Below are 20,780 nucleotides of genomic sequence, written 5' to 3'. Positions count from 1 at the left end.
CTGCCATGCGGCAGAGCTTGTCTGTCGTCCCGGCATTTGCCACTTTGCCAAAGAAGCGGGCGGTTTGGAAGTGGAGGGACCGGGCAATGGCAGGCAAAAAGCTCAATGTGGTTGTGACGCGGCGGTTGCCGGAAGCGGTTGAGACCCGCATGAGCGAGCTTTTCAATGTCCGGCTGCGTGACAGCGATGTGGCGATGAGCCGTGAAGAGCTGGCGGCGGCACTGCGGGAGGCCGATGTCCTGGTGCCCTGTGTGACCGACCGCATCGATGCCGCTCTTCTGGCCCATGCCGGACCGCAGCTGCGGCTGATTGCAAACTATGGCGCGGGGGTGGATCAAATCGACGTGGCAACCGCGCGGCAGCGCGGGATCGTGGTCTCGCATACGCCCGGGGTTCTGTCGGAAGATACCGCCGATATGACCATGGCGCTGATCCTTGGGGTGCTGCGCCGCCTGCCTGAAGGGCTTCAGGACATGGCCTCGGGCAACTGGCAGGGCTGGTCGCCCATGGCGCATCTGGGACGGCGGATTTCGGGGCTGCGCCTTGGGATCTTAGGCATGGGGCAGGTGGGTCTGGCCGTGGCGCGGCGGGCGCGGGCATTTGGGATGCAGATCCATTACCACAACCGCCGCCGCCTGCGCCCTGAGGTCGAAGGTTCGGTGGAGGCGACTTATTGGGAGAGCCTTGACCAGATGCTGGCGCGGATGGATGTGATCTCGGTGAACTGCCCGCATACGCCCTCGACCTTCCATCTGCTCAGTGCGCGGCGGCTGAAACTCCTGAAGCCGTCTGCGGTGATCGTGAATACCTCACGCGGGGAGGTGATTGATGAGAATGCGCTTCTGCGCGGGCTGAAGGCGGGCGAGATCGCCGGGGCGGGGCTTGATGTTTTTGAGCATGGCCATGAAATCACCCCGGGGTTGCGCGATCTGTCGCAGGTGGTGCTGCTGCCGCATATGGGATCGGCCACGCTCGAGGGGCGCGTGGAGATGGGGGAGAAGGTGATCCTGAACATTAAGACCTTTGCCGATGGTCACCGCCCGCCGGACCGCGTCATTCCGGGGATGCTTTAAGGCCCTTCGGGGCGCGGAAAATGACCGCGCCCTCTTGAATTACGCGGGTTTCCCGGTAGTTTGCTCCTCCCGGCCGGTGAGGGCACCGGTCGCGGCAGGAACAGGGGGTTCGGATGAGATTCAGCATCGAGCGTGCGACGCTTCTGAAAGCGGTGGCTCAGGCACAGTCGGTGGTGGAACGCCGCAATACCATTCCGATCCTCGCCAATGTGCTGATCGAGGCGGTCGAGGCCGGTGTGTCGTTCCGCGCCACCGATCTGGATATTGAGGTGGTGGATAAGGCCGAGGCTCAGGTGGAGCGTACGGGTGCGACCACCGTCTCAGCGGTCATGCTGCATGAAATCGTGCGCAAGCTGCCTGACGGCGCGCTGGTCACGCTGACCGATGATGCGGTCTCGGGCCGTCTGCAGATCCAGGCGGGGCGCTCGAGCTTCAGCCTGGCGACGCTGCCGCGTGAAGATTTTCCGGTCATGGCCAGCTCGGAATATATGACGGGCTTTAAGGCTCCGGCCTCGGTGCTGCGCCGTCTTTTTGAGAAGGCGAAATTCGCCATCTCGACCGAAGAGACCCGCTATTATCTGAACGGTGTTTATATGCATACCGCTCAGGGCGAAGAGGGTCCGGCTTTGCGCTGTGTGGCGACCGATGGTCACCGCCTGGCGCGGATTGATGCGCCGCTGCCCGAAGGGGCTGCCGGCATGCCGGGCGTGATCGTGCCGCGCAAGACCGTCAATGAGCTGCGCAAGCTTCTTGATGAGGGCGAGGCGGAGATTGAGGTGTCGGTCTCGGAGACCAAGGTGCGGTTTTCCAACGCCAGCCTGACGCTGACTTCGAAGGTGATCGACGGGACCTTCCCGGATTACAGCCGCGTGATCCCGACCGGCAATACCCGCCGTCTGGAAGTCGATGCCCAGGCTTTTGCAAAGGCCGTGGACCGCGTGGCGACGGTGTCCTCTGAGCGCTCGCGCGCGGTGAAGCTGGCGATTGAGGAGGACCGTCTGGTTCTTTCGGTCAATGCGCCGGATTCGGGTGCGGCTGAGGAAGAGCTGATTGTGGCCTATGCCGATGAGCGGCTGGAGATCGGGTTTAACGCCAAATATCTGCTGGAGATCGCAGGTCAGGTGGACCGCGAAAATGCGGTCTTCCTGTTTAATTCGGCCGGCGATCCGACGCTGATGCGTGAGGGCAATGACACTTCCGCGGTCTATGTCGTCATGCCGATGCGTGTGTAACACCTCTGACGGCCGGGGGCGCTGCCCCCGGACCCCCGGAGTATTTTGAAAAAGCCAAAGTCAGATCGCGGAGCTGAGCGGCCATGCTGAATTCGCTGCGCCTTGCGATGTTTCGCAGCCACCGCGCATTGCGGCTGGAGTTTGATGGTCGTCCGGTGGCCATCCGGGGCCCGAACGGGGCCGGAAAAACCAATATTCTGGAAGCGATTTCGCTGCTCTCGCCGGGCCGCGGGCTGCGCGGTGCCCTGTCTGCGGAGATTGCGCAGCGCGGAGGCGCGGGCGGCTGGAAAGTGGCGGCTGAACTTGACGGTCATGAGGTGGAGACCTGGGGGGAGGGCGCGGGGCGGCTGGTGCGGCTGGATGGCAAGGCGGCCCCGCAGAGCGCGCTGGGGGCCCTGGTGCCGATGGTCTGGCTGGTGCCGGCGATGGACCGGCTGTGGATTGAGGCGCCGGAGGGGCGGCGGCGGTTTCTGGACCGCCTGACGCTGGCCTTTGAGCCGGAGCATGCGCCGGCCTCGCTGGCCTATGAGCGGGCGATGCGGGAGCGCAACCGGCTGCTGCGCGACGGGGTGAAGGATCCCGGCTGGTATGGGGTGATTGAGGCGCGGATGGCGGAGGCGGGCGCGCGGGTTCATGCCGGTCGCAGTGCCACCGTGGCGCGGCTGGCGGCGGCTCAGGTTGAGGGCGCTTTTCCGGCGGCGGATCTGAGCCTGGATCCGGGGGCGGGGACCGAAGATCTGGCGGCGGCGCTGGCGGCCGGGCGCGGGCGCGATCTGGCGGCCGGGCGCACGCTTTCGGGGCCGCATCGCGCGGATCTGCTGGCGCGCTGGCGGGCGAAGGATATGCCGGCTGCCATGTGCTCAACCGGTGAGCAGAAACTGCTGCTGATCGGGCTGGTGCTGGCCAATGCGCGGGCGGTTGCAGAGCTGCGGGGCCGGGCGCCGGTGCTTTTGCTGGATGAGGTGGCGGCGCATCTGGACCCGGGCCGGCGGGAGGCGCTTTATGATGCGCTGAGCGCCTCGGGAACCCAGGCTTTTCTGACGGGAACGGAAGATGCGCTCTTTGACAGTCTGGGCGGACGGGCGCAGGGGCTGCGTCTGGACGCCAGTGGTGCGGTGATTTGAGGCACCGGGGGCAGGATGAGCATTTCGCTGCAGCAACTGGTTTTTTTTGCCCTGGCCATGGCCGGGCTTTGGGCGGTGCCCGGGCCGGTCTGGGTGGCGCTGGTGGCGCGCGCGCTCTCGGGCGGGTTTCGGGGGGCGATCCCGCTGGCGCTGGGGGTGGCGATCGGCGATCTGGGCTGGGTTCTGCTGGCCCTTCTGGGTATGGCCTGGGTGTTGTCGCTTTATGGCGATCTGCTGGTGGTGCTGCGCTGGCTGGCGGCTTTGGTCTTTCTGGTCATGGGGGTTTTGCTGCTGCGCGCGGCGGCGCCGGCGCCGGGCCGTGACAGCCGGCTGACGCGGCCGGGCTTCTGGCCGGGGCTGGCCGTCGGGCTGGCGGCGGTGATCGGCAATCCCAAGGCGATCCTTTTCTACATGGGCTTTCTGCCGGGGTTCTTCGATCTGGGCGCGCTGAGCGCTGCGGATATTGTGGCGATCCTGGCCGTCGCCGCGGCCGTCCCGATGATCGGCAATCTGCTTTTGATCTTCGGGCTGGAGAAGGCGCGGGCGCTTTTGCAAAGCGATCGGGCGCGGAGGCGGCTCAACCAGGGCTCCGGTGCCCTGCTGATCCTTGTGGGGCTGGCCATTCCCTTTGTGTGAAGGGGGGATTTCCGCGAAAAGACCGGTCTGACGCGTGACATTCCCGCCCCGGAAGGCTATAAATCAGGGGAAAAATAAAGGGTATGCAGGCATGGCCGAAGAGCAACGGAAAGCCAGTGAATATGGCGCCGATTCGATCAAGGTTCTCAAAGGGTTGGAGGCAGTCCGCAAACGCCCTGGCATGTATATCGGTGACACCGATGACGGCTCGGGTCTGCACCATATGGTCTATGAGGTTGTCGATAACGGGATCGACGAAGCTCTGGCAGGCCATGCGACCTCGGTAAATGTGACGATCCACGCCGACAGTTCGGTCTCCGTCCGCGATAACGGTCGGGGTATTCCGGTCGGTATTCACCCCGAAGAGGGTGTCTCGGCGGCAGAGGTTATCATGACCCAGCTGCATGCGGGCGGCAAATTCAACAATACCGATGACGGCGGCAACGCTTATAAGGTCTCGGGCGGTCTGCACGGCGTGGGCGTCTCGGTGGTGAACGCGCTGTCGGACTGGCTGGAACTGCGGATCTGGCGCGATGATACCGAATATCATGCCCGGTTTGAGCATGGCGAATGCACCGTGCATGTGCACCCCGTGGGTCCGGCCCCGGGGGAGCGCGGCACCGAAGTGCGCTTCATGGCCTCGTCGAAGACGGTTCATCCGGAAGGCACTTTCTCGAATCTCGACTACAGCTTCAAAACGCTGGAGAACCGCCTGCGGGAGCTTGCCTTCCTGAATTCCGGCGTGCGGATCATCATTCGTGATGAGCGTCCGGCCGAACCGCTGGAGACCGAGCTTTATTATGACGGCGGCGTCAAGGAATTCGTCAAATATCTCGATCGCTCCAAGACTTCGGTCATGGCAGAGCCGATCTATATCGTTGGCGAGAAGAACGACATCGGCGTTGAAGTGGCGATGTGGTGGAACGACAGCTACAATGAAATGGTGCTGCCCTTTACCAACAATATCCCGCAGCGCGACGGCGGCACCCACCTTGCGGGCTTCCGCGGTGCGCTGACCCGGACGATCAACAACTACGCCCAGTCGAGCGGTATCGCCAAGCGCGAGAAGATCGACTTCACCGGCGATGATGCCCGTGAAGGTCTGACCTGCGTGCTCTCGGTCAAGGTGCCGGACCCGAAGTTCTCAAGCCAGACCAAGGACAAGCTCGTCTCCTCAGAGGTGCGTCCGGCGGTCGAGAACCTGGTGAACGAAAAACTGGCCGAGTGGTTTGAAGAGAACCCGGCCCAGGCCAAGATCATCGTCGGCAAGATCATTGAGGCGGCGCTGGCGCGCGAAGCGGCCCGCAAAGCGCGGGAGCTGACGCGGCGCAAATCGCCGCTCGATATCGCCTCGCTTCCGGGCAAACTGGCGGATTGTCAGGAACGTGATCCGGCGAAATCCGAAGTCTTCCTCGTCGAGGGGGATTCGGCAGGCGGTTCGGCCAAACAGGGGCGTTCGCGTGCCAACCAGGCCGTGCTGCCGCTGCGAGGTAAGATCCTGAACGTCGAGCGGGCACGCTTTGACCGCATGCTGGCCTCGCCCGATATCGGCACGCTGATTACGGCGCTTGGCACCGGCATCGGCCGGGATGAATTCGACATCAAGAAGCTGCGCTACCACAAAGTGGTCATTATGACCGACGCAGACGTGGACGGCGCGCATATCCGCACGCTGCTGCTGACCTTCTTCTTCCGTCAGATGCCGGAGCTGGTGGAGGGGGGCTATCTCTACATCGCCCAGCCGCCGCTTTACAAAGTCTCGCGCGGTAAGTCTGAGGTTTACCTGAAAGATCAGGCAGCGCTGGATGATTACCTGATCTCGATGGGGGTCGAAGGGGCGGTGCTGAAGCTTGCCTCGGGGGAAGAGATCGCCGGGGCCGATCTGATGCGGGTGATTGAAGGCGCGCGTCAGTTCCGCCGCATTCTTGATGCTTTCCCGACGCATTACCCGCGCGCCATCCTTGAGCAGGCGGCCCTTGCCGGAGCCTTTGAGGCCGGGCAGGGCGATCTGCAGGATATCGCGAACCGCGTGGCGGAGCGCCTCGACCAGGTCGCCAGCGAATATGAGCGTGGCTGGCAGGGTCGTATCACCCAGGATCACGGCATCCGTCTGGCCCGCGTGCTGCGCGGCGTCGAAGAGATCCGCACGCTGGATGGCGCAGTCCTGCGCTCAGGCGAGGCGCGACGTCTGGCCCAGGTTTCTGCCGGCACCCGTGATATCTATTCGCACGGCAGCCGCCTCGTGCGCAAAGACCGCGAAGTCCCGGTCTCGGGCCCGGTTGCGCTGATGAAAGCGATCCTGTCGGAAGGCGAAAAAGGCCTGTCGCTGCAGCGGTATAAGGGGCTGGGCGAGATGAATCCGGAACAGCTTTGGGAAACCACTCTGGACCCCGAAGCCCGCACCCTGCTGCAGGTGAAGGTCGAAGATCTGGCGGATGCCGACGACGTCTTTACCAAGCTGATGGGCGATGTGGTGGAGCCGCGCCGCGAGTTCATTCAGCAAAACGCGCTGTCGGTGGAAAACCTGGACTTCTGACGGGGTGTAGGACTGCGCATAATGGGGGATGCGGACAAAAACTTGGACTGTTTTTACGTCGCAAGGCCGAGGCTTTCACGGTATTCGATCGGGCTTCGGCCACCCAGTGACATCTTGATCCGCGTTTCGTGATACCAGCGGATATAACCATCCACTGCGTCTATGAATTGCTCCACTGAGAAGGCCCTCCAGTCGCGTGGATAGAAGAACTCGGTTTTGAGGCGGCCAAAGAAGCCCTCGCACGCCGCATTATCCTGCGAACTCGCTTTGCGTGACATGGGCCGTGTGAGCCGGGCCGTATTCACACGGTCCAGCCAGCCCTGCCAGCGATAATGGCCGCCACGATCGCTGTGGATGATGGGTCGTGCTCCGCGCCCTTCGATCGTCTCCAGCGCGGCATCGAGCATGGTGTTGGCCAGATCGGCGTCTGGTTTGGTCCCGATGGCCCAGCTGATGACCATGCCATCGAAGCAGTCGATGATTGGAGACAGATATACTTTTCCGGCCCGGATCCGGAACTCCGTAATGTCGGTCAGCCACTTCTCATTTGGCGCATCAGCCTGAAAGTCGCGGTTGAGAAGGTTCTCGGGAGCTGGACTGATCTCCCCCAGGTACGAGCTGTATCGCCGCCGCCGTGGCCGGGGGACGACCAAGGCTTCCTGCTTCATCAAGCGCCTTACGACCTTCTCGGATATCGTAACAGATCGGCGCTCCATGGATGCTTTCAGCCGGCGATAGCCATAACAGCTGTGATTGCTTTCAAAGGCATCTTTCATAGCCTGACGAACCGGAAGATATTTATCTTCCAGTGAGATACGGGTGCGATGATAAAAGTATGAACTCCGCGCCAACTTCAGGCGCGTCAGCAATTCCGGCCGCTTATGTTTGCTTCTGAGGGCGACGATCATCTGGGTCTTTTCCCGATTGCTCAGGTCCTGCAGGTCGCCGCCAGGATCCTTTTTTATCAGATCGCTCGCAGTCTTGAGCAAGTCATGCTCGATCCGGAGTTCATGGATAGAGCGCTGCAATGCCTCACGCTGCCGTTCCAGATCGGCGATCTCAGGATCCAGGGGGAGCTTTATCTTGCGTTTCATCATGGCTGGAGCCTCCGCGCCAAGAAGCTGGTTCTTCCACGCATAAAGAATTTCCCGGCTCACTCCGACCTTTTTCGCCAAAGCTGCCGCACTTTCTGAGCGGCAATACAGGCGGACTACGGCAGCCTTCTTTACCTCTTCCGAGTGCTCGCCCGGACCACGGGCCCGGGAGGAAACCGACCTGACCTCCGGAAATGCCTCCCGCACCCAAGCCGTCAACATGGCGCGGCCGGGATACCCCAGGGCCCGCATTGTCCAGGAAACGCAGCGGCCGTGGCTGGCGTAATGTGCCAGCGCAGCCTGCTTCTGAGCTTCTGAGAACTTTGGCAGCCGTCGCGCTGAGCGCGCGGGTAAATCCTTCTGCCGCTCGTATTCGAGATACCAGCCCTTCAGCGCATTCCGGCTTGGATAACCCAGCTCGCGGATGGCTGCGCGAGGTCGTTTGCCAAGCTTGATGTAAAGGGCCACGGCCCTCATCCGCTCTTCATAGCTATACATGAACTATCTCCTCGATAGTCCAACTTTTCGTCCGCACCCCCCCAAGGGTCAGTTCTCCGCGGTAATCATCAATGGGCCAGCAGGATATCCGCCGGCTTTTGACCATCGGAGCCATCGCTGTCGTCCGTTGGGCCGTGCGCAAGCCTCCGTGCCCTGACAGCTGGCTGGCTATGATGCTGGCCCGCAAGCCCAGGATGTTGGTCGCCATTGCCCTCGCCAACAAAATGGCGCGGGGGATCTGGGCCATGATGCGCAGAGAAGAAGATTACAGGGTTCCTGCGGCCGGATAAGAACCGACCTGCAGGGAGCACCGGTGAGCGTAAGGAGTGCCAAAGCGTAAGGCGAGACGATCGACACATCGGGATTGGACCAAGCCGTAACGACCCAAGGGCCATGAGCCCGGATCAGTGAGCAGCCAATCCGCGTATGACCATAACGGCCAGCGGTCAGATGTCAGAACCGCAATACAGGCCTGACACATGACCGCACCGATTACCTTTGCCGAACGCCAAAACAATCCTTGATCTCAGACGGGCATCCACACATGGGTCAATACAGACGAGGTCAGACGCAGGTCTGAGGTTCGGGTCTGTGCTTCAGAAGGCTGCTGCTCTCACTGCGGTAGCGGGCTGGTGCGGGCGTCGTCATGCCGGGCTTTCAACCTGCCGGATTTTCCTGATGGAACCTGCAGGGCGGGCAGCGCGTTCGGGACTGGCCGGTCGTCCCTGAGGCCGGTGGCGGGCTCAGGAGCGTCCGGATTTTCCTGTGATGGGAAGGCCTGGGACCGAGACTTCCGTAATGGTCCGATCCAGCAGACCGCGCATGGCCTCGGCGACCTTTTGGATTGTCGCAACTCGTGGGTTACCGGCCCGGTAACTCAGGCCGATGATCCTGGAGGGGGCAATGCCCCTGAACGGGCGGGCAATGACCAGTTGTTCGCGTTGCACCTCAGAGCGGACATAGAGCGCTGGCATGATCGAAATCCCCATCCCCATGGCAACCATCTGCCGGATCGTATCGAGGCTCGTCCCCTCATAATCATAAGAGAGCGAGGCGCCGACCTCTTCGCAAAGATCGCTGACCTGTTCGGCCAGACGGTGCCCGCGCTCCATCGTCAGGATCGTCTCGCCTTTCAGATCTTTACGCTCAAGTGCCTCTCGCGCTGCCAGGGGATGGTCGCGCGGCATCACGACCATCAGCGGTTCCTCATAGAGAGGAATGGTCTGCAGATCCGTCCGAACGATCGGCATCGGCGACAGGACGATGTCATGGCGCGCGGCGTCCAGATGCGTCAGCAACACATTCGGCAGCTCCTCGCGGATATAGAACCGCATATCCGGGAAGGTCTCGCTCAATGCGGGGATCACCAGCGGCAGAAGATATGCGCCGACCGTGTGCACCACACCCACCCGCAGCGTGCCGCCTGGCCCCTTCCCCTGGGTTCTTGCCAGGGCATGAATATCCGAAACTTCGGCCAGGATGCCGCGCGCTTTGCGGGCGACCTCCTGCCCCAGAGGGGTCAGGGCCACGCGTGAGCGCGATCGTTCAAACAGCACAACGTTCAGGCGCCGCTCAAGGTCTTTGATCTGCATGCTCAGCGTTGGCTGAGACACATGCGTCATCGCCGCAGCGCGGCTGAAGCTCAGAGAATCGGCCAGGGCCACAAGATATTTAAGCTGCTGTAACGAGGGCATTTCGCAGGCCTTATAGAGTATAACTATTAAAACATGCGGGAAAATCGATTTCCATTGCAAGTCATTCTGTGAAATTCCCGGCGTAAAGATCGGGATCTGGGAGGGCGGCATTGAAATATTCTGAAGCGACTGCAATCCCTTCCGCTGTTGGCATCCCTTTGCGGGACCTCTCTCAGCGCATCGAAGCTGCGCTGGAGAGCGGCCGGACCCTTGGGGTGATGGCCGCGGCCCGGGGGGGCGACCCATCCGGGGCCCGTGAATGGCGGCGAAGCTTCGATGCGCACTCCGGTGAGGGCCGCAGGGCTGTCCTTCTGATGCCGCAGAGCGACGCGGGCTCTGTCTCTGAGATTGCGGTTTCGCTGGTCAGTGACGATCCGGAGAAGCTGCAAAGCCGGCTGCTTGATCAGGCGACTGTGATCGCGGCCTCCCTCAGACTGCCGCTGAGGCTGCTGAACATCTGGCATCTGCCTGAGAAGCACATTCTGCGGTCCACCCGCGTGAAGGCGCGCGACGAAGAGATCCGCGCCCGTCTGCACCACCAGCGGGAGGTTGCGCGGGCAGGGGTCGATCGCCTGAGGAAGGATCGTCCGCAGCTCAAGGCGGTGATTGATCTTGAGGGCAGCCCGCACCGCGCCCTTGCCGGCTATCTGGCGGATCGGACAGGCGTTCTGACTTTGATCAGCCCCCCGCCGCAGCGGATCCCCGGCAGCGCCCGGTGGCTGCCTGATCTGCACGCAGGCTGCAGGAGCCCCCTCCTGATCCTCCCCTGAGGAGGACCGAAACCAAATGAAACGACCTGAAACACGACGGGCTGTACCCTTTGATCACTGATACGACTTCACGGCCGGGGATCTGCTCCCTTCTGCCAGCCCTGTTCGCAGGCCTGCTCTTCGCGGCCCTGCTTCCGGCTTTGCCGGTGGTTCTCGCCGGTGAGGCGGTGCAGTTTTCCTGGGACTGGCTTCCGGCTCTCGGCATCCGGCTTTCCTTCCTGATCGATGGATTAAGCCTGACCTTTGCCCTGCTGATCAGCGGGATCGGCGCATCTGTGCTGCTTTATGCCAGCAGCTACCTTGCCGGGCATCCGCACTATCTGCGCTTCTTCCTGTTCCTGACCCTCTTCATGCTGTCGATGCTGGGGCTGGTGCTGGCGGCCGATCTGATCGCGCTCTTTGTGTTCTGGGAGCTCACCTCCGTCACCTCTTATCTGCTGATCGGCTTTGTCCATGACGATCCGCGCGCACGGCGCAATGCCCTGCAGGCCATGCTGGTCACCGGGGCCGGGGGGCTTGCGCTTCTGGCGGGCTTTATCCTGATCGGTGTCGCAGGCGGGACCTGGGATCTGGCGGAACTGCTGGCAGGGCAGGGGCTTCAGGCCCATCCGCTTTACAGCGGCATTCTGATCCTGATCCTTCTGGGGGCTTTCACGAAATCGGCTCAGTTTCCCTTTCACTTCTGGCTGCCGAACGCCATGTCCGCCCCCACCCCGGTTTCGGCCTATCTGCATTCGGCCACCATGGTAAAGGCGGGGATTTATCTCCTGGCGCGGCTGCATCCGACCCTTTCAGGGACCCCGGCCTGGGAGGTGAGTTTAACCTGTGCGGGCCTGTTGACGGCGGTCATGGCCTCGGTTCTCGCCATGCGTCAGACGGATCTGAAAACGGCGCTTGCCTATACGACACTGATGGCCCTGGGCACGATCACGCTCTTTCTGGCGGGCAGCACGCCCTATGCGCTGACGGCAGCCGTCACCTTTCTGATCGTGCATTCGCTTTACAAGGCCGCGCTGTTTATGGTCGTGGGCAATATCGATCACGGCACGGGCACCCGGGACGCAGAGAGCCTGGGCGGGCTGGCGCGAAAAATGCCGCTCACAGCCCTTGCCGCCGGACTGGCCGCGTTTTCCATGGCGGGTCTGCCCCCCTTCCTTGGCTGGATCGGCAAGGAGCTGCTTTATGCGGGCGCGCAGGATCTGTCCCCTTCGGCCCTGATCACGGGCGGCGTGCTGATTGCCAATGCGCTGATGTTTGCTGTTGCGGCGATTGTGGCGCTGGCTCCGTTCTTTGGCGCAGTTCGCAAAATGCCCCACAGGCCCCATGAAGCAGACTGGCGGATGCTGGCGGGGCCCCTCCTCCTCGCGGCTTTGGGACTGCTGGCAGGGCTCTCGGCCCCGATGCTGCAGCCGCTCATCGATCAGACCGTGACCGGGTCTCTTGCCCAAAGCAAAGCCGCGGGGCTGCATCTTTGGGGCGGGTTCAATCTGCCGCTTTTGCTGAGTGCTTTGACCTTCCTGCTCGGGACCCTGTTTTACCTCAACCGCAGCAGACTGCGCCTGACCCTTGGGGCCTTTCTGATCCGCCTGCCGGTCTTTGACCGCGGCTGGGACAGGCTCCTCGAGCGCTTTCGGGGCTTTGCCGGCTGGCAGGCTGATCTGATCCAGACCGGAAAGCTGTCGCACTATCTGACCGCAACCTTTGCGGTGGTCGGGGCTGTTTTGCTGGCAACGATCTGGCTGCGGCTGCCGGAGTTTGGCTTTGATCCGGCGGCCCCCCTGGTCATGTGGATCATCGCCGCCGCCATTGCGGGCGGAGCGGTCTTCACCCTGAACCCGCATTCGCGCCTGGCCAATATTGCCGGGATCGGCACCGTGGGTATCGGCGTGGCGCTGGTGTTCATCCTCTTTGGCGCGCCGGATGTGGCCACCACGCAGCTGATGGTCGAGACGCTTTCGGCCGTTCTTTTCGGCATTGCGATGCTGCGCCTTCCGGGGATCCGCGAGCGGCGCTCTACCCGCCGCCAATGGCTGCACGGCGCCATCGCAGCCTCTGTCGGCCTGAGCGTGACGCTGACCATCCTCGCCATCGCGGCCCATCCGCTCGACCGCAACCTGACGACTTTCTTCGAGGAGAATTCCTATCTGCTGGCACATGGGCTGAATATCGTGAACGTCATTCTTGTGGACTTCCGCGCCTTTGACACTTTCGGCGAGCTGACGGTGGTGCTGCTGGCCTCCATCGGGGCCTATGCGCTGCTGAAGCGCCGCCTCCCGCGCGGGGAGGGTGAGTGACATGAACTCTCTGATCCTCACCACCGGGGCCCGGCTGCTCACCGCGCTTTTCATGGTGTTCTCTCTCTACGTCCTTCTGCGGGGACATAATGCTCCGGGAGGCGGTTTTATCGGCGGGCTGATTGCGGCCTGTGGTCTGACCATCCACGCCTTCGCCGGCGGGGTAACAGAGACGCGCAAAGCCCTGAAAACCGATCCGCGCAATATCGCAGCCCTGGGGCTGGTGGCGGCCTTGATTGCCGGGCTGATGCCCGCCTTTGCCGGGACCGAGCCCTTTTCCGGGCTTTGGGGCGAAGTGGCAGGGCTGAAGCTGTCCAATATCCTTCTGTTTGATATCGGCGTCTATCTGGCTGTTTTTGGCGGCATTCTGACCTTGGTCTTCGCGCTGGAGGATACTCTGAAATGATCACGATTTCGGCGATCCTGACAGGCCTTCTGGTCGCATGTGCGGTCTGGCTGATGCTCTCAGCCAATCTGCTGCGGTTTGTTTTCGGGCTTTTGCTGCTGTCGAACGGGGTCAACCTTGCCATTTTCGCGGCAGGGCGTCTGACGCCTGGCGCCGCCCCTTTGCTGGGCGCGGGCGGCGCTCTGCCTGAGGCGGCCATGGCCAATGCGCTGCCCCAGGCCCTGCTTCTGACGGCCATTGTCATCGGCTTCGGGCTTTTTGCCTTTGTGCTGGCGCTGACCATGAAGGCCTACCGCGTTTTCGGCCATCTTGATGCCGACCGCATGCGACTGGCCGAGCCGGAGAAAGACAAAGCATGACCTGGATCCTGTCGCTTCCGATCCTGCTGCCGTTCATCACCGCAGCAGCCACCCTTCTTTTACGCAACCGCAAAGGCGCGGGCCGGATCTCTGTCCTGGGCAGCGCCGCGTCGCTGCTGGCGGCTCTGGTTCTGCTGATCGCGGTGCTGCGCCACGGGGTTGTCGCCACGCAGATGAGCGGCTGGGCTGCGCCCTTTGGCATCACCCTTGTCAGCGACCATCTCTCGGCGGCTATGGTGCTGATCACCGCGATTATCAGCCTGGCCATCGCCGTCTGGGCGATGGCAGAGGTGGGGCAAACCTCTTCGCGCTTCGGCTGGCACACGCTGTTTCAAACCCTGATCGGCGGCGTCACGGGGGCCTTCCTGACCGGTGATCTGTTCAACCTTTACGTCTGGTTCGAGGTTCTGCTGATCTCCTCCTTCGGGCTGCTGGTTGTGGGCGGGCGCAGGCAGGCGATTGACGGAGCCGTGAAATATGTGACGCTGAACCTGATCGCGACGGTGTTGTTTCTCTGTGCGGCGGGCCTTCTTTACGGGGCGACCGGCACGCTGAATATGGCCGATCTTCGCCAGGCAGTGGCGGCGCATCCTGATCAGGGGCTGATGACGCTGATTGCGATGATGCTGATGATCGGCTTCGGGATGAAAGCCGCCGTCTTCCCGCTGTTCTTCTGGCTTCCGGCCTCTTACCACACACCGCATTATGCGGTCTCGGCGCTCTTTGCGGGCCTACTGACCAAGGTGGGCGTCTATGCCCTGATGCGGGTCTTCACGCTGATTTTCGTGGGAGATCAGGGCTTTACTCACGAAATCCTGCTGTGGGTGGCCTGTCTGACCATGCTGACAGGCGTGCTGGGTGCGGCGGCGCAAAGCGATTTCCGCAAGATCCTGTCGTTCCACATCATCAGTCAGATCGGCTATATGGTGCTGGGTCTGGCCCTGATGACGCCGCTGGCGCTGATGGGGGCGGTTTTCTATCTGGTTCACCATATCATCGTGAAGGCGAACCTTTTTCTGATCGCCGGGATCTCGCAGCGTCTGACCGGCAGTTCTGATCTTCACCGCATCGGCGGCCTTTACCGCAGCGCGCCGCTGCTGGCGGTGCTGTTTTTGGTGCCCGCTTTCTCGCTTGCGGGTTTTCCGCCCCTCTCCGGGTTCTGGGCCAAATTCGTTCTGGTGAAAGCCGCGCTCGAGCCGGGGATGTGGCTTGTGGCCTTCATCGCGCTGTTGACGGGGCTTCTGACCATCTTCTCGATGACCAAGATCTGGGCTGAGGCGTTCTGGAAACCCCACCCGGACGGGCGTGAGCCGTCTCTCGCGCGGCTCTCTCCCCGGGCGCGGGTGCTGTTGCTGGGGCCGGTGATTGCCCTGGCGGCCATGACCGTTCTGATCGGCATCTGGCCTGCGCCATTTGCGGATTTCGCCACCACCGCCGCGGAGCAGCTTCTGACCCCTGATGCCTATCTTGACGCTGTGTTCAATGCGGCGGGCCCCGAGGCCGCCCCTGTTGCTCCGGAGGCGCTATGACCTTCTTTGCCCTTAACGTCCTGCTGGCACTGGTCTGGGCCTCCCTGTGGGACAGTTTCACGCCGGTGGATCTGATCGGCGGGTATCTTTTTGGCTATGTTGCTCTCTGGCTTGCGCGCAGACTGTCCGGCAGTGCGCAGGAAGAGGCCTATTTTCGCATCCTGCCGCAGATTTTTGTCCTTTTTGCCTATTTCGTAAAGGAACTGGTGAAATCCTGCCTGATGGTGGCGCGGGACTGCATCTCTCCGCGCCCGAGGCTGAAACCGGCCGTCTTTCGCTTTCCCATCGGTCCGAAAAGTGATCTTGAGATCTTCATTCTGTCCAATCTGATCACGCTGACGCCCGGCACTCTGACGCTGGATGTGACGAAAGAGAAAGACGCCCTCATCATTCATTCCATCTATGCGGAAGATACCGAGGCTGTGATTGCGGATCTGCGCAGCGGTATGGAGCAGCGCGTCAGCAGGGTGTTCAGATGACCGACAATCAGACTTTCTTCGCTCAGGCGCTTGATCTGAGCCTCATCCTGATCGGTGTCGCGATCCTGCTCGGCCTCATTCGGCTGTGGCGGGGGCCGACATTGTCGGACCGGGTCGTGGCGCTGGATATGATGACCTCCGCCGTCATCGGTTTTTGTGCGGTCTATGCTGTGAAAACCCGCACAGAGGCTTTCCTGGATATCGCGGTGGCCCTGGCGCTGGTGAGCTTTGTCTCGGTGCTTGCGCTTGCCCGCTATGCCATCCGCCTTGCCCGCCGGAGTGATTCAGATGACTGACTTTATCAGTGCCCTCTTTGCCGTCAGCGCCGGGGTTTTCGCTTTGATCGCCGCAGTGGGTGTTCTTCGCTTTCCTGACGTTATGACGCGCATGCACGCCTCCTCTAAGGTTGCCTCTTTTGCAGGGGCGCTGGCGCTGATCGCTGCGGCTGTGGATATCGGCACGGTAAGTGCTGCGACACGGGCAGTCTTTGCCATTCTGTTTATCTTTCTGACCGCGCCGATCGGTGCGCATCTCCTGGGCCGCGCCGCCGCTTGGCGTCGCCGGAAGCAGGGACTGTGAGGGGAGATGCGGACATAACCCGGACCCAGAAACAGTCCGGGTTATGTCCGCCCTCCACCGGCACCGCGCTTAAGGGGGCAGGAGCCTGCGGGATCAGACCGCCGGTTTCCGGCCCCTCTCTCAGTCCTCAGGAGGCGGTATCGGAAATCTTCAACACCATCTTTCCGATGTGAACTGAGCTTTCCATGCGCTCATGCGCGCGCCAGGCTTCGGCGAGCGGAAACTCCTCGTCCATCACCGGGCGGAAGCGTCCGTCCCGGATCATCGGCCAGACATCCCGCAGCAGGTTAGCGGCGATGGCGGCTTTGGCCTCAGGGCTTTGCGGGCGCAGGGTGCTGCCGGTGATCGTCAGACGCTTTTGCATCATCTTCAGCAGATCAAGCTGACCGACCGTGCCTTCCAGAAAGGCGATAACCACCAGGCGTCCGTCCGGAGCCAGTGCGTCGATGTTGCGCGGCAGGTAGCTGCCCCCGACCATATCAAGGATCAGATCCACCCCGCCTTCGGCCTGCAGGCGCGCAACGAAGTCTTCCTCGCGGTAGTTGATGGCCACCGAAGCTCCAAGATCAAGGCAGGCCTGACATTTCTGCGCCGAGCCTGCGGTCACGATGACCTGCGCCCCGGCGGCGGCGGCGAGACGGATTGCCGTTGTGCCAATGCCGCTCGAGCCCCCGTGGATCAGCACGCGCTCGCCGGCTTTCAGCCCGCCGCGGGTAAAGAGATTGCTGTAGACGGTGAAGAGCGTCTCACACAGCGCCGCGGCCTCTTTCATGGACAGCCCCTCGGGGACCGGCAGGGCGTGGCGGGCGTCGGTCACCGCATATTCCGCATAGCCGCCCCCCGGCAGCAGAGCCGTGACCCGGTCTCCGGGCTGCCAGGCGGTCACGCCCTCGCCGACGGCGGCCACAACGCCCGCACCTTCCAGACCCGGCAGGTCTGAGGCCCCGGGCGGCGGCGGATAGACCCCTGCGCGCTGAAGCGCTTCGGGGCGGTTCACCCCGGCCCAGTCAAGGCGGATCAGAATTTGCCCCGGTGCAGGTTGCGGCACCGGGCGCAGCGCGGGTTTCAACACGTCAGGGCCGCCCGGCCGGGTGATTTCAACAACTTGCATCTGTGCAGGAACAGGCATGACTTTATCCGTTCAGAGAAAAGGAGAAGGGGCGCAGGCATCAGGACCGCGCCCTCCTGAAAGTTCAGCGCGCCATCATCTCAGGCAGGAACATGATGATGTCCGGCCAGATCACACAAAGAAGCACGATCAGCAGGTCAACCACCAGGAACCACAGGATGCCCCGGAAGATGGTGGTGAGTTTGACCTGATCGCCGACGACCCCCTTGATGACAAAGACGTTCATACCCACGGGGGGCGTAATCATCCCGATCTCCAGCAGCTTGGTCAGCACCACGCCGAACCAGATCAGCGAAAAGCCGGTCTCAGCCACCACCGGAATGACGATCGGCAGCGTCAGAAGCATGGCCCCGATCGGCTCCAGCACCATGCCGAGCAGCAGATAGACGAGCACAATCCCGAAGATGATCACATAGGGGGACGCGCCGAAGGACAGGATGAAATCCGACAGGGCATCGCCGGTGCCCGAGAGCGTCAGGAAGCGCGCGAGAAGGCTTGCGCCCACGCAGATGATCATCAGCGAGGCCGTGGTGACCAGGGTTTCAATCATGGCGGCCCGCAGCGCAGCCCAGGTCATCGTGCGACGCAGAAGCGCCACGATACAGGCAAGCGCAGCGCCGAAAGCGCCCGCTTCGGTCGGGGTGAAGATGCCGCCGAAGAGACCCGCAAAGACGCCGATGATGATGACGAACACCGGCCATGTCCCTGAGAGCACGGCAAAGCGCTCAGCCCAAGTCGCGGTATTGCCGACCTTGGGGGCCAGGGCAGGGTTCAGCTTTACCCGGATCATGATCATCAGCGAATAGGCAAGCATCGTCACAACCCCGATCACCAGGCCACCGAGGAACAGCTGGCTGACGGGCTGACGTGAGATAATGCCGTAAAGGATCATCAGAATTGAGGGCGGGATCAGCGCGCCGATGGTGCCGGCTGCGGCGACCGTTCCGGTGGCAAGCTCTGCGCTGTAGCGGTGACGCATCATCTCGGGAATGGCGATCTTGCCCATGGCGGCAGAGCAGGCGAGCGACGAGCCCGTCACCGCGGCGAAGCCCGAGCACCCGAGGATCGAGGCAATGGCCAGCCCGCCCGGCAGCCCCGAGAGCCACATCTGTGCGGCCTGAAACAGCCCCTGGGTCATGCGGGTGTGATAGCAGATGAACCCCATGAAGAGAAACGCAGGGATCGCGCTCAGAACCCAGCTCGACACAAAACTGTGCGGCACCACCCCCAGCGAGCCCCAGGCCACATTCCAGCCCATCTGCGACCACAGCCCCCCGAAGGAGACCAGGATCAGCGAGATCCCAATCGGGATGCGGATCAGGATGAGGGTGAAGAGAATACCGAGAAAGACGAAGGCAATCTGAAGTTCACTCACGGCATCGTCTCCCCGTCTCCCGTCTCGCCGCCCACCGGTGTTCGGGGCATTTCAGGCGCAGAGGGGCTTAACGACAGCAAAAAGCGGCAGAAGGCGACCAGCGTCATCAGACCAAAGCCGAGGGGCGGCAGGAAATAGCTGGGCCAGGTGGCAATCCGGGTCTGCCCCTCAATGGAGAACGTCCCGAGCGCATATTTGCTCAGCGCCTCCTGTCCTGTGCGAACAGCCAGCAGGCCAGCGGCGATCACGGTCAGAAGATAGCCAAGGCTCAGAACCGCGCGCCGCAGCGCTGGGGGGAAGAAGTCATAGAGCAGATCGACCGAGATCTGCGCGTCGTCTTTCTCGGTCAGGGCCTGGGGCAGAAAGGCGATGGCGACCATGTAAAAGGAGGCCACGTAAAGAATCGTACCCGCGAGTGGTGCATTGAAAAAATAGCGCATGATCACGTCGATCGTGACATGCAGCACCAGCAGAGCGACCGCGACGGCGGCAAGAGCCGCCGTCCAGTTGCTCAGCCGGGTCAACCCAAGGGTTAAGGCTGTCATCAGTCTGAACTTTCCTGTGAGACCGCCCCACGCGTCCGGCGCAGGGCGGAAGCGCTCTTACAGTCCGTAGGTCGCAGGATCGATTTTGGAATAAAGCTCGTCCCAATAGATCTTCTGCAGATCTTCATAAGAGCCCACGCCTTTCACCAGGCCGCGCCAGCGCTCCAGCACAGCGGGGAATTCGGCAGCGATTTCAGCCGTGCGCTCAACCCGGTAGGTCGATTTGAACACATCGACCATGGTCTTGAGGTCATTTTCCACAAAGGCGCGTACGGGGGCGAGCATGGCCTCATCGGGCGTGTGAATGCGGATGCCTTTTTCTTCCGCCATGCGGATGGCTTCGGCTTCCTGTTCAACGAAGTTCCAGGTCATCGCCGCAGCCATATGGCTTGCGCCCCAGATCAGCGCCGCACGCTCTTCGGTGGACAGAGCCTGCCAGACGCTGCGGTTGACGTTGGTGCCTGCCACGCCTGCGAAAAGTCCGCCCGGCACGTTCAGCGTCACATCGGTGACCACGTCGAACATATTGTAGTTGATGAGCTCCGGCGTGCTGAGCATCGCGCAGTCGATCACGCCCTGCGACAGGGCCTCATAGACCTCATTGATCGGAAGCGGCACGGCCACGGCTTTGAAGTGCTCTGCAAAGCGGACAAAGCCTGCGCCGGCCGTGCGCACGCGCTTGCCGGCCAGATCCTCAATCTTTGCGACCGGCGATTTGCACTGCAGCCCGTAGAGCGAGGTCACACCGGTGCCGGTGTAGACCTGGTTCTGCGCTGCGAATTCCGTCTGACATTCCGGGCAGGAGTTCAGCGTGTAATCTGCGATTGCACCGGCATAGGCAAAGGACTCGATGCCTTTGTCCTGGCCAAGGTTCACCAGCAGGTTCATCTCGTGCAACAGCAGGCTGGTTGCATATTCCGCCGAGTAATAGGGCGTCAGCACATAGCCGATATCCGCCATCCCGTCGCGCAGCCCAGGCCCGGTTTCACTCAGGCTCAGCAGCGACATGGCGAATGGCTTTACCGACAGCGCGGCATCGGATTTCTTTTCAACCTGCTCGGCGAAGGTCACAGCGGCTTTGCCGACTGCGGAATCGGCCGGATAGCCATGGGCATAGTTCAGGTTCTTTGCAGCCGCGGGCAGGCTGAAGCTCGCAGAGACGAGCAATGCGGCAGTCACGTGGCGTATCATTTTGGTCTCTCCCTTTTGCTGCGTTGTTTTCCGACCATCTGCAGTGCAGATGCCCCTCGCACGGCTCCTCTTCCGCGCAAGGATTCGGAGTGCAGCATCCTCCCTGAGTATGAGGCATGGGAACTTCCGGGCTGTCCAGTAATTGTCAGACATTCCTGTCTGATTTTTGAAGATGGATCAGCGGTCGCCTGCCGCCGCCGCGTGCCTTCCCCAGCCCGTCAGGGCCGGGGGGGGCAG

The 20,780-nt window shown here is 62.2% G+C and carries 19 protein-coding genes and 1 pseudogene; 14 read left to right on the top strand and 6 right to left on the bottom strand.

Annotated elements, in window-relative coordinates:
- The first annotated feature begins 86 nt into the window (after positions 1–86).
- The 5 genes from EP867_RS07805 (at position 87) to gyrB (ending at position 6,601) form a co-directional block, all read left to right on the top strand.
- On the top strand, positions 87–1,073 hold the full coding sequence (locus tag EP867_RS07805; RefSeq protein WP_128487875.1) for a 2-hydroxyacid dehydrogenase: 987 nt from the start codon (positions 87–89) through the stop codon (positions 1,071–1,073).
- A gap of 113 nt (positions 1,074–1,186) precedes the next feature.
- Positions 1,187–2,305, top strand: a complete 1,119-nt coding sequence (gene dnaN / locus EP867_RS07800) for a DNA polymerase III subunit beta (RefSeq protein WP_128487873.1) — start codon at positions 1,187–1,189, stop codon at positions 2,303–2,305.
- Between the two features lie 83 nt (positions 2,306–2,388).
- Entirely contained in the window at positions 2,389–3,429 is a 1,041-nt protein-coding gene (recF, locus tag EP867_RS07795; RefSeq protein ID WP_128487871.1) for a DNA replication/repair protein RecF, read from the top strand.
- Between the two features lie 15 nt (positions 3,430–3,444).
- Positions 3,445–4,065 (top strand): LysE family translocator, encoded by a 621-nt coding sequence (locus tag EP867_RS07790; RefSeq protein ID WP_128487869.1) that lies wholly within the window; start codon positions 3,445–3,447, stop codon positions 4,063–4,065.
- A gap of 91 nt (positions 4,066–4,156) precedes the next feature.
- Entirely contained in the window at positions 4,157–6,601 is a 2,445-nt protein-coding gene (gene gyrB, locus EP867_RS07785) for a DNA topoisomerase (ATP-hydrolyzing) subunit B (protein WP_128487867.1), read from the top strand.
- A 53-nt stretch (positions 6,602–6,654) separates the two neighbouring features.
- Here the strand turns inward: gyrB and EP867_RS07780 are convergent, their stop codons facing one another.
- Positions 6,655–8,193 (bottom strand): IS3 family transposase, encoded by a 1,539-nt coding sequence (locus tag EP867_RS07780; RefSeq protein WP_128487865.1) that lies wholly within the window; start codon positions 8,191–8,193, stop codon positions 6,655–6,657.
- Positions 8,194–8,258: 65 nt separating this feature from the next.
- Between EP867_RS07780 and EP867_RS20205 the strand changes: the two are divergent.
- A pseudogene (locus EP867_RS20205) lies at positions 8,259–8,483 on the top strand (IS110 family transposase); the annotation flags it as partial.
- A 453-nt stretch (positions 8,484–8,936) separates the two neighbouring features.
- Here EP867_RS20205 and EP867_RS07770 read toward each other — a convergent pair.
- Positions 8,937–9,887, bottom strand: coding sequence for a hydrogen peroxide-inducible genes activator (locus EP867_RS07770; RefSeq protein WP_164888796.1), 951 nt, complete (start codon positions 9,885–9,887; stop codon positions 8,937–8,939).
- 110 nt (positions 9,888–9,997) lie between these two features.
- Here EP867_RS07770 and EP867_RS07765 point away from each other — a divergent pair, with 110 nt between their 5' ends.
- The 8 genes from EP867_RS07765 to mnhG are packed head-to-tail and all read left to right on the top strand — an operon-like array spanning position 9,998 to position 16,303.
- A complete protein-coding gene (locus EP867_RS07765) occupies positions 9,998–10,657 on the top strand; it encodes a hypothetical protein (protein WP_164888795.1) in 660 nt (219 codons plus the stop codon).
- Positions 10,658–10,707: 50 nt separating this feature from the next.
- Positions 10,708–12,951: a hydrogen gas-evolving membrane-bound hydrogenase subunit E gene (mbhE, locus tag EP867_RS07760; protein ID WP_241656855.1), complete on the top strand. Its 2,244-nt coding sequence runs from the start codon at positions 10,708–10,710 to the stop codon at positions 12,949–12,951.
- A 1-nt stretch (position 12,952) separates the two neighbouring features.
- Complete coding sequence (locus tag EP867_RS07755) at positions 12,953–13,357, top strand: MnhB domain-containing protein (RefSeq protein ID WP_128487859.1); 405 nt, start codon at positions 12,953–12,955, stop codon at positions 13,355–13,357.
- On the top strand, positions 13,354–13,716 hold the full coding sequence (locus tag EP867_RS07750) for an NADH-quinone oxidoreductase subunit K (RefSeq protein ID WP_128487857.1): 363 nt from the start codon (positions 13,354–13,356) through the stop codon (positions 13,714–13,716). Before EP867_RS07755 ends, EP867_RS07750 begins: the two co-directional genes overlap by 4 nt.
- Positions 13,713–15,245 (top strand): Na+/H+ antiporter subunit D, encoded by a 1,533-nt coding sequence (locus EP867_RS07745; protein WP_128487855.1) that lies wholly within the window; start codon positions 13,713–13,715, stop codon positions 15,243–15,245. The genes EP867_RS07750 and EP867_RS07745 overlap by 4 nt, the downstream gene beginning before the upstream one ends.
- Positions 15,242–15,724, top strand: a complete 483-nt coding sequence (locus tag EP867_RS07740; protein ID WP_128487853.1) for a Na+/H+ antiporter subunit E — start codon at positions 15,242–15,244, stop codon at positions 15,722–15,724. Before EP867_RS07745 ends, EP867_RS07740 begins: the two co-directional genes overlap by 4 nt.
- Complete coding sequence (locus tag EP867_RS07735; RefSeq protein WP_128487851.1) at positions 15,721–16,020, top strand: monovalent cation/H+ antiporter complex subunit F; 300 nt, start codon at positions 15,721–15,723, stop codon at positions 16,018–16,020. Before EP867_RS07740 ends, EP867_RS07735 begins: the two co-directional genes overlap by 4 nt.
- Positions 16,013–16,303 carry a monovalent cation/H(+) antiporter subunit G gene (gene mnhG, locus EP867_RS07730; protein WP_128487849.1) on the top strand — a complete coding sequence of 97 codons (291 nt, stop codon included), beginning with the start codon at positions 16,013–16,015 and terminating at the stop codon, positions 16,301–16,303. Before EP867_RS07735 ends, mnhG begins: the two co-directional genes overlap by 8 nt.
- A 127-nt stretch (positions 16,304–16,430) precedes the next feature.
- On the opposite strand, the gene EP867_RS07725 is transcribed toward mnhG, so the two are convergent.
- The 4 genes from EP867_RS07725 to EP867_RS07710 all read right to left on the bottom strand — a co-directional run bounded on the left by EP867_RS07725 (position 16,431) and on the right by EP867_RS07710 (position 20,543).
- Entirely contained in the window at positions 16,431–17,432 is a 1,002-nt protein-coding gene (locus EP867_RS07725) for an NAD(P)H-quinone oxidoreductase (RefSeq protein WP_128487847.1), read from the bottom strand.
- Between the two features lie 64 nt (positions 17,433–17,496).
- Positions 17,497–18,807, bottom strand: a complete 1,311-nt coding sequence (locus EP867_RS07720) for a TRAP transporter large permease (protein WP_128487845.1) — start codon at positions 18,805–18,807, stop codon at positions 17,497–17,499.
- Entirely contained in the window at positions 18,804–19,352 is a 549-nt protein-coding gene (locus tag EP867_RS07715) for a TRAP transporter small permease (protein WP_128487843.1), read from the bottom strand. The genes EP867_RS07720 and EP867_RS07715 overlap by 4 nt, the downstream gene beginning before the upstream one ends.
- A 57-nt stretch (positions 19,353–19,409) precedes the next feature.
- Positions 19,410–20,543 carry a C4-dicarboxylate TRAP transporter substrate-binding protein gene (locus tag EP867_RS07710; protein WP_128487841.1) on the bottom strand — a complete coding sequence of 378 codons (1,134 nt, stop codon included), beginning with the start codon at positions 20,541–20,543 and terminating at the stop codon, positions 19,410–19,412.
- Positions 20,544–20,780: the final 237 nt, after the last annotated feature.

The organism is Falsigemmobacter intermedius (assembly GCF_004054105.1).
Classification (GTDB): domain Bacteria; phylum Pseudomonadota; class Alphaproteobacteria; order Rhodobacterales; family Rhodobacteraceae; genus Wagnerdoeblera; species Wagnerdoeblera intermedia.
The sequence above is the reverse complement of the archived record's forward strand: the minus strand, read 5'-3'. Positions and strand labels throughout refer to the sequence as shown.

Coding starts and splice junctions, on each gene's coding strand:
- EP867_RS07805 (WP_128487875.1), top strand. CDS start 87: ATGGCAGGCAAAAAGCTCAATGTGGTTGTGACGCGGCGGTTGCCGGAA.
- dnaN (WP_128487873.1), top strand. CDS start 1,187: ATGAGATTCAGCATCGAGCGTGCGACGCTTCTGAAAGCGGTGGCTCAG.
- recF (WP_128487871.1), top strand. CDS start 2,389: ATGCTGAATTCGCTGCGCCTTGCGATGTTTCGCAGCCACCGCGCATTG.
- EP867_RS07790 (WP_128487869.1), top strand. CDS start 3,445: ATGAGCATTTCGCTGCAGCAACTGGTTTTTTTTGCCCTGGCCATGGCC.
- gyrB (WP_128487867.1), top strand. CDS start 4,157: ATGGCCGAAGAGCAACGGAAAGCCAGTGAATATGGCGCCGATTCGATC.
- EP867_RS07780 (WP_128487865.1), bottom strand. CDS start 8,193: ATGTATAGCTATGAAGAGCGGATGAGGGCCGTGGCCCTTTACATCAAG.
- EP867_RS07770 (WP_164888796.1), bottom strand. CDS start 9,887: ATGCCCTCGTTACAGCAGCTTAAATATCTTGTGGCCCTGGCCGATTCT.
- EP867_RS07755 (WP_128487859.1), top strand. CDS start 12,953: ATGAACTCTCTGATCCTCACCACCGGGGCCCGGCTGCTCACCGCGCTT.
- EP867_RS07750 (WP_128487857.1), top strand. CDS start 13,354: ATGATCACGATTTCGGCGATCCTGACAGGCCTTCTGGTCGCATGTGCG.
- EP867_RS07745 (WP_128487855.1), top strand. CDS start 13,713: ATGACCTGGATCCTGTCGCTTCCGATCCTGCTGCCGTTCATCACCGCA.
- EP867_RS07740 (WP_128487853.1), top strand. CDS start 15,242: ATGACCTTCTTTGCCCTTAACGTCCTGCTGGCACTGGTCTGGGCCTCC.
- EP867_RS07735 (WP_128487851.1), top strand. CDS start 15,721: ATGACCGACAATCAGACTTTCTTCGCTCAGGCGCTTGATCTGAGCCTC.
- mnhG (WP_128487849.1), top strand. CDS start 16,013: ATGACTGACTTTATCAGTGCCCTCTTTGCCGTCAGCGCCGGGGTTTTC.
- EP867_RS07725 (WP_128487847.1), bottom strand. CDS start 17,432: ATGCCTGTTCCTGCACAGATGCAAGTTGTTGAAATCACCCGGCCGGGC.
- EP867_RS07715 (WP_128487843.1), bottom strand. CDS start 19,352: ATGACAGCCTTAACCCTTGGGTTGACCCGGCTGAGCAACTGGACGGCG.
- EP867_RS07710 (WP_128487841.1), bottom strand. CDS start 20,543: ATGATACGCCACGTGACTGCCGCATTGCTCGTCTCTGCGAGCTTCAGC.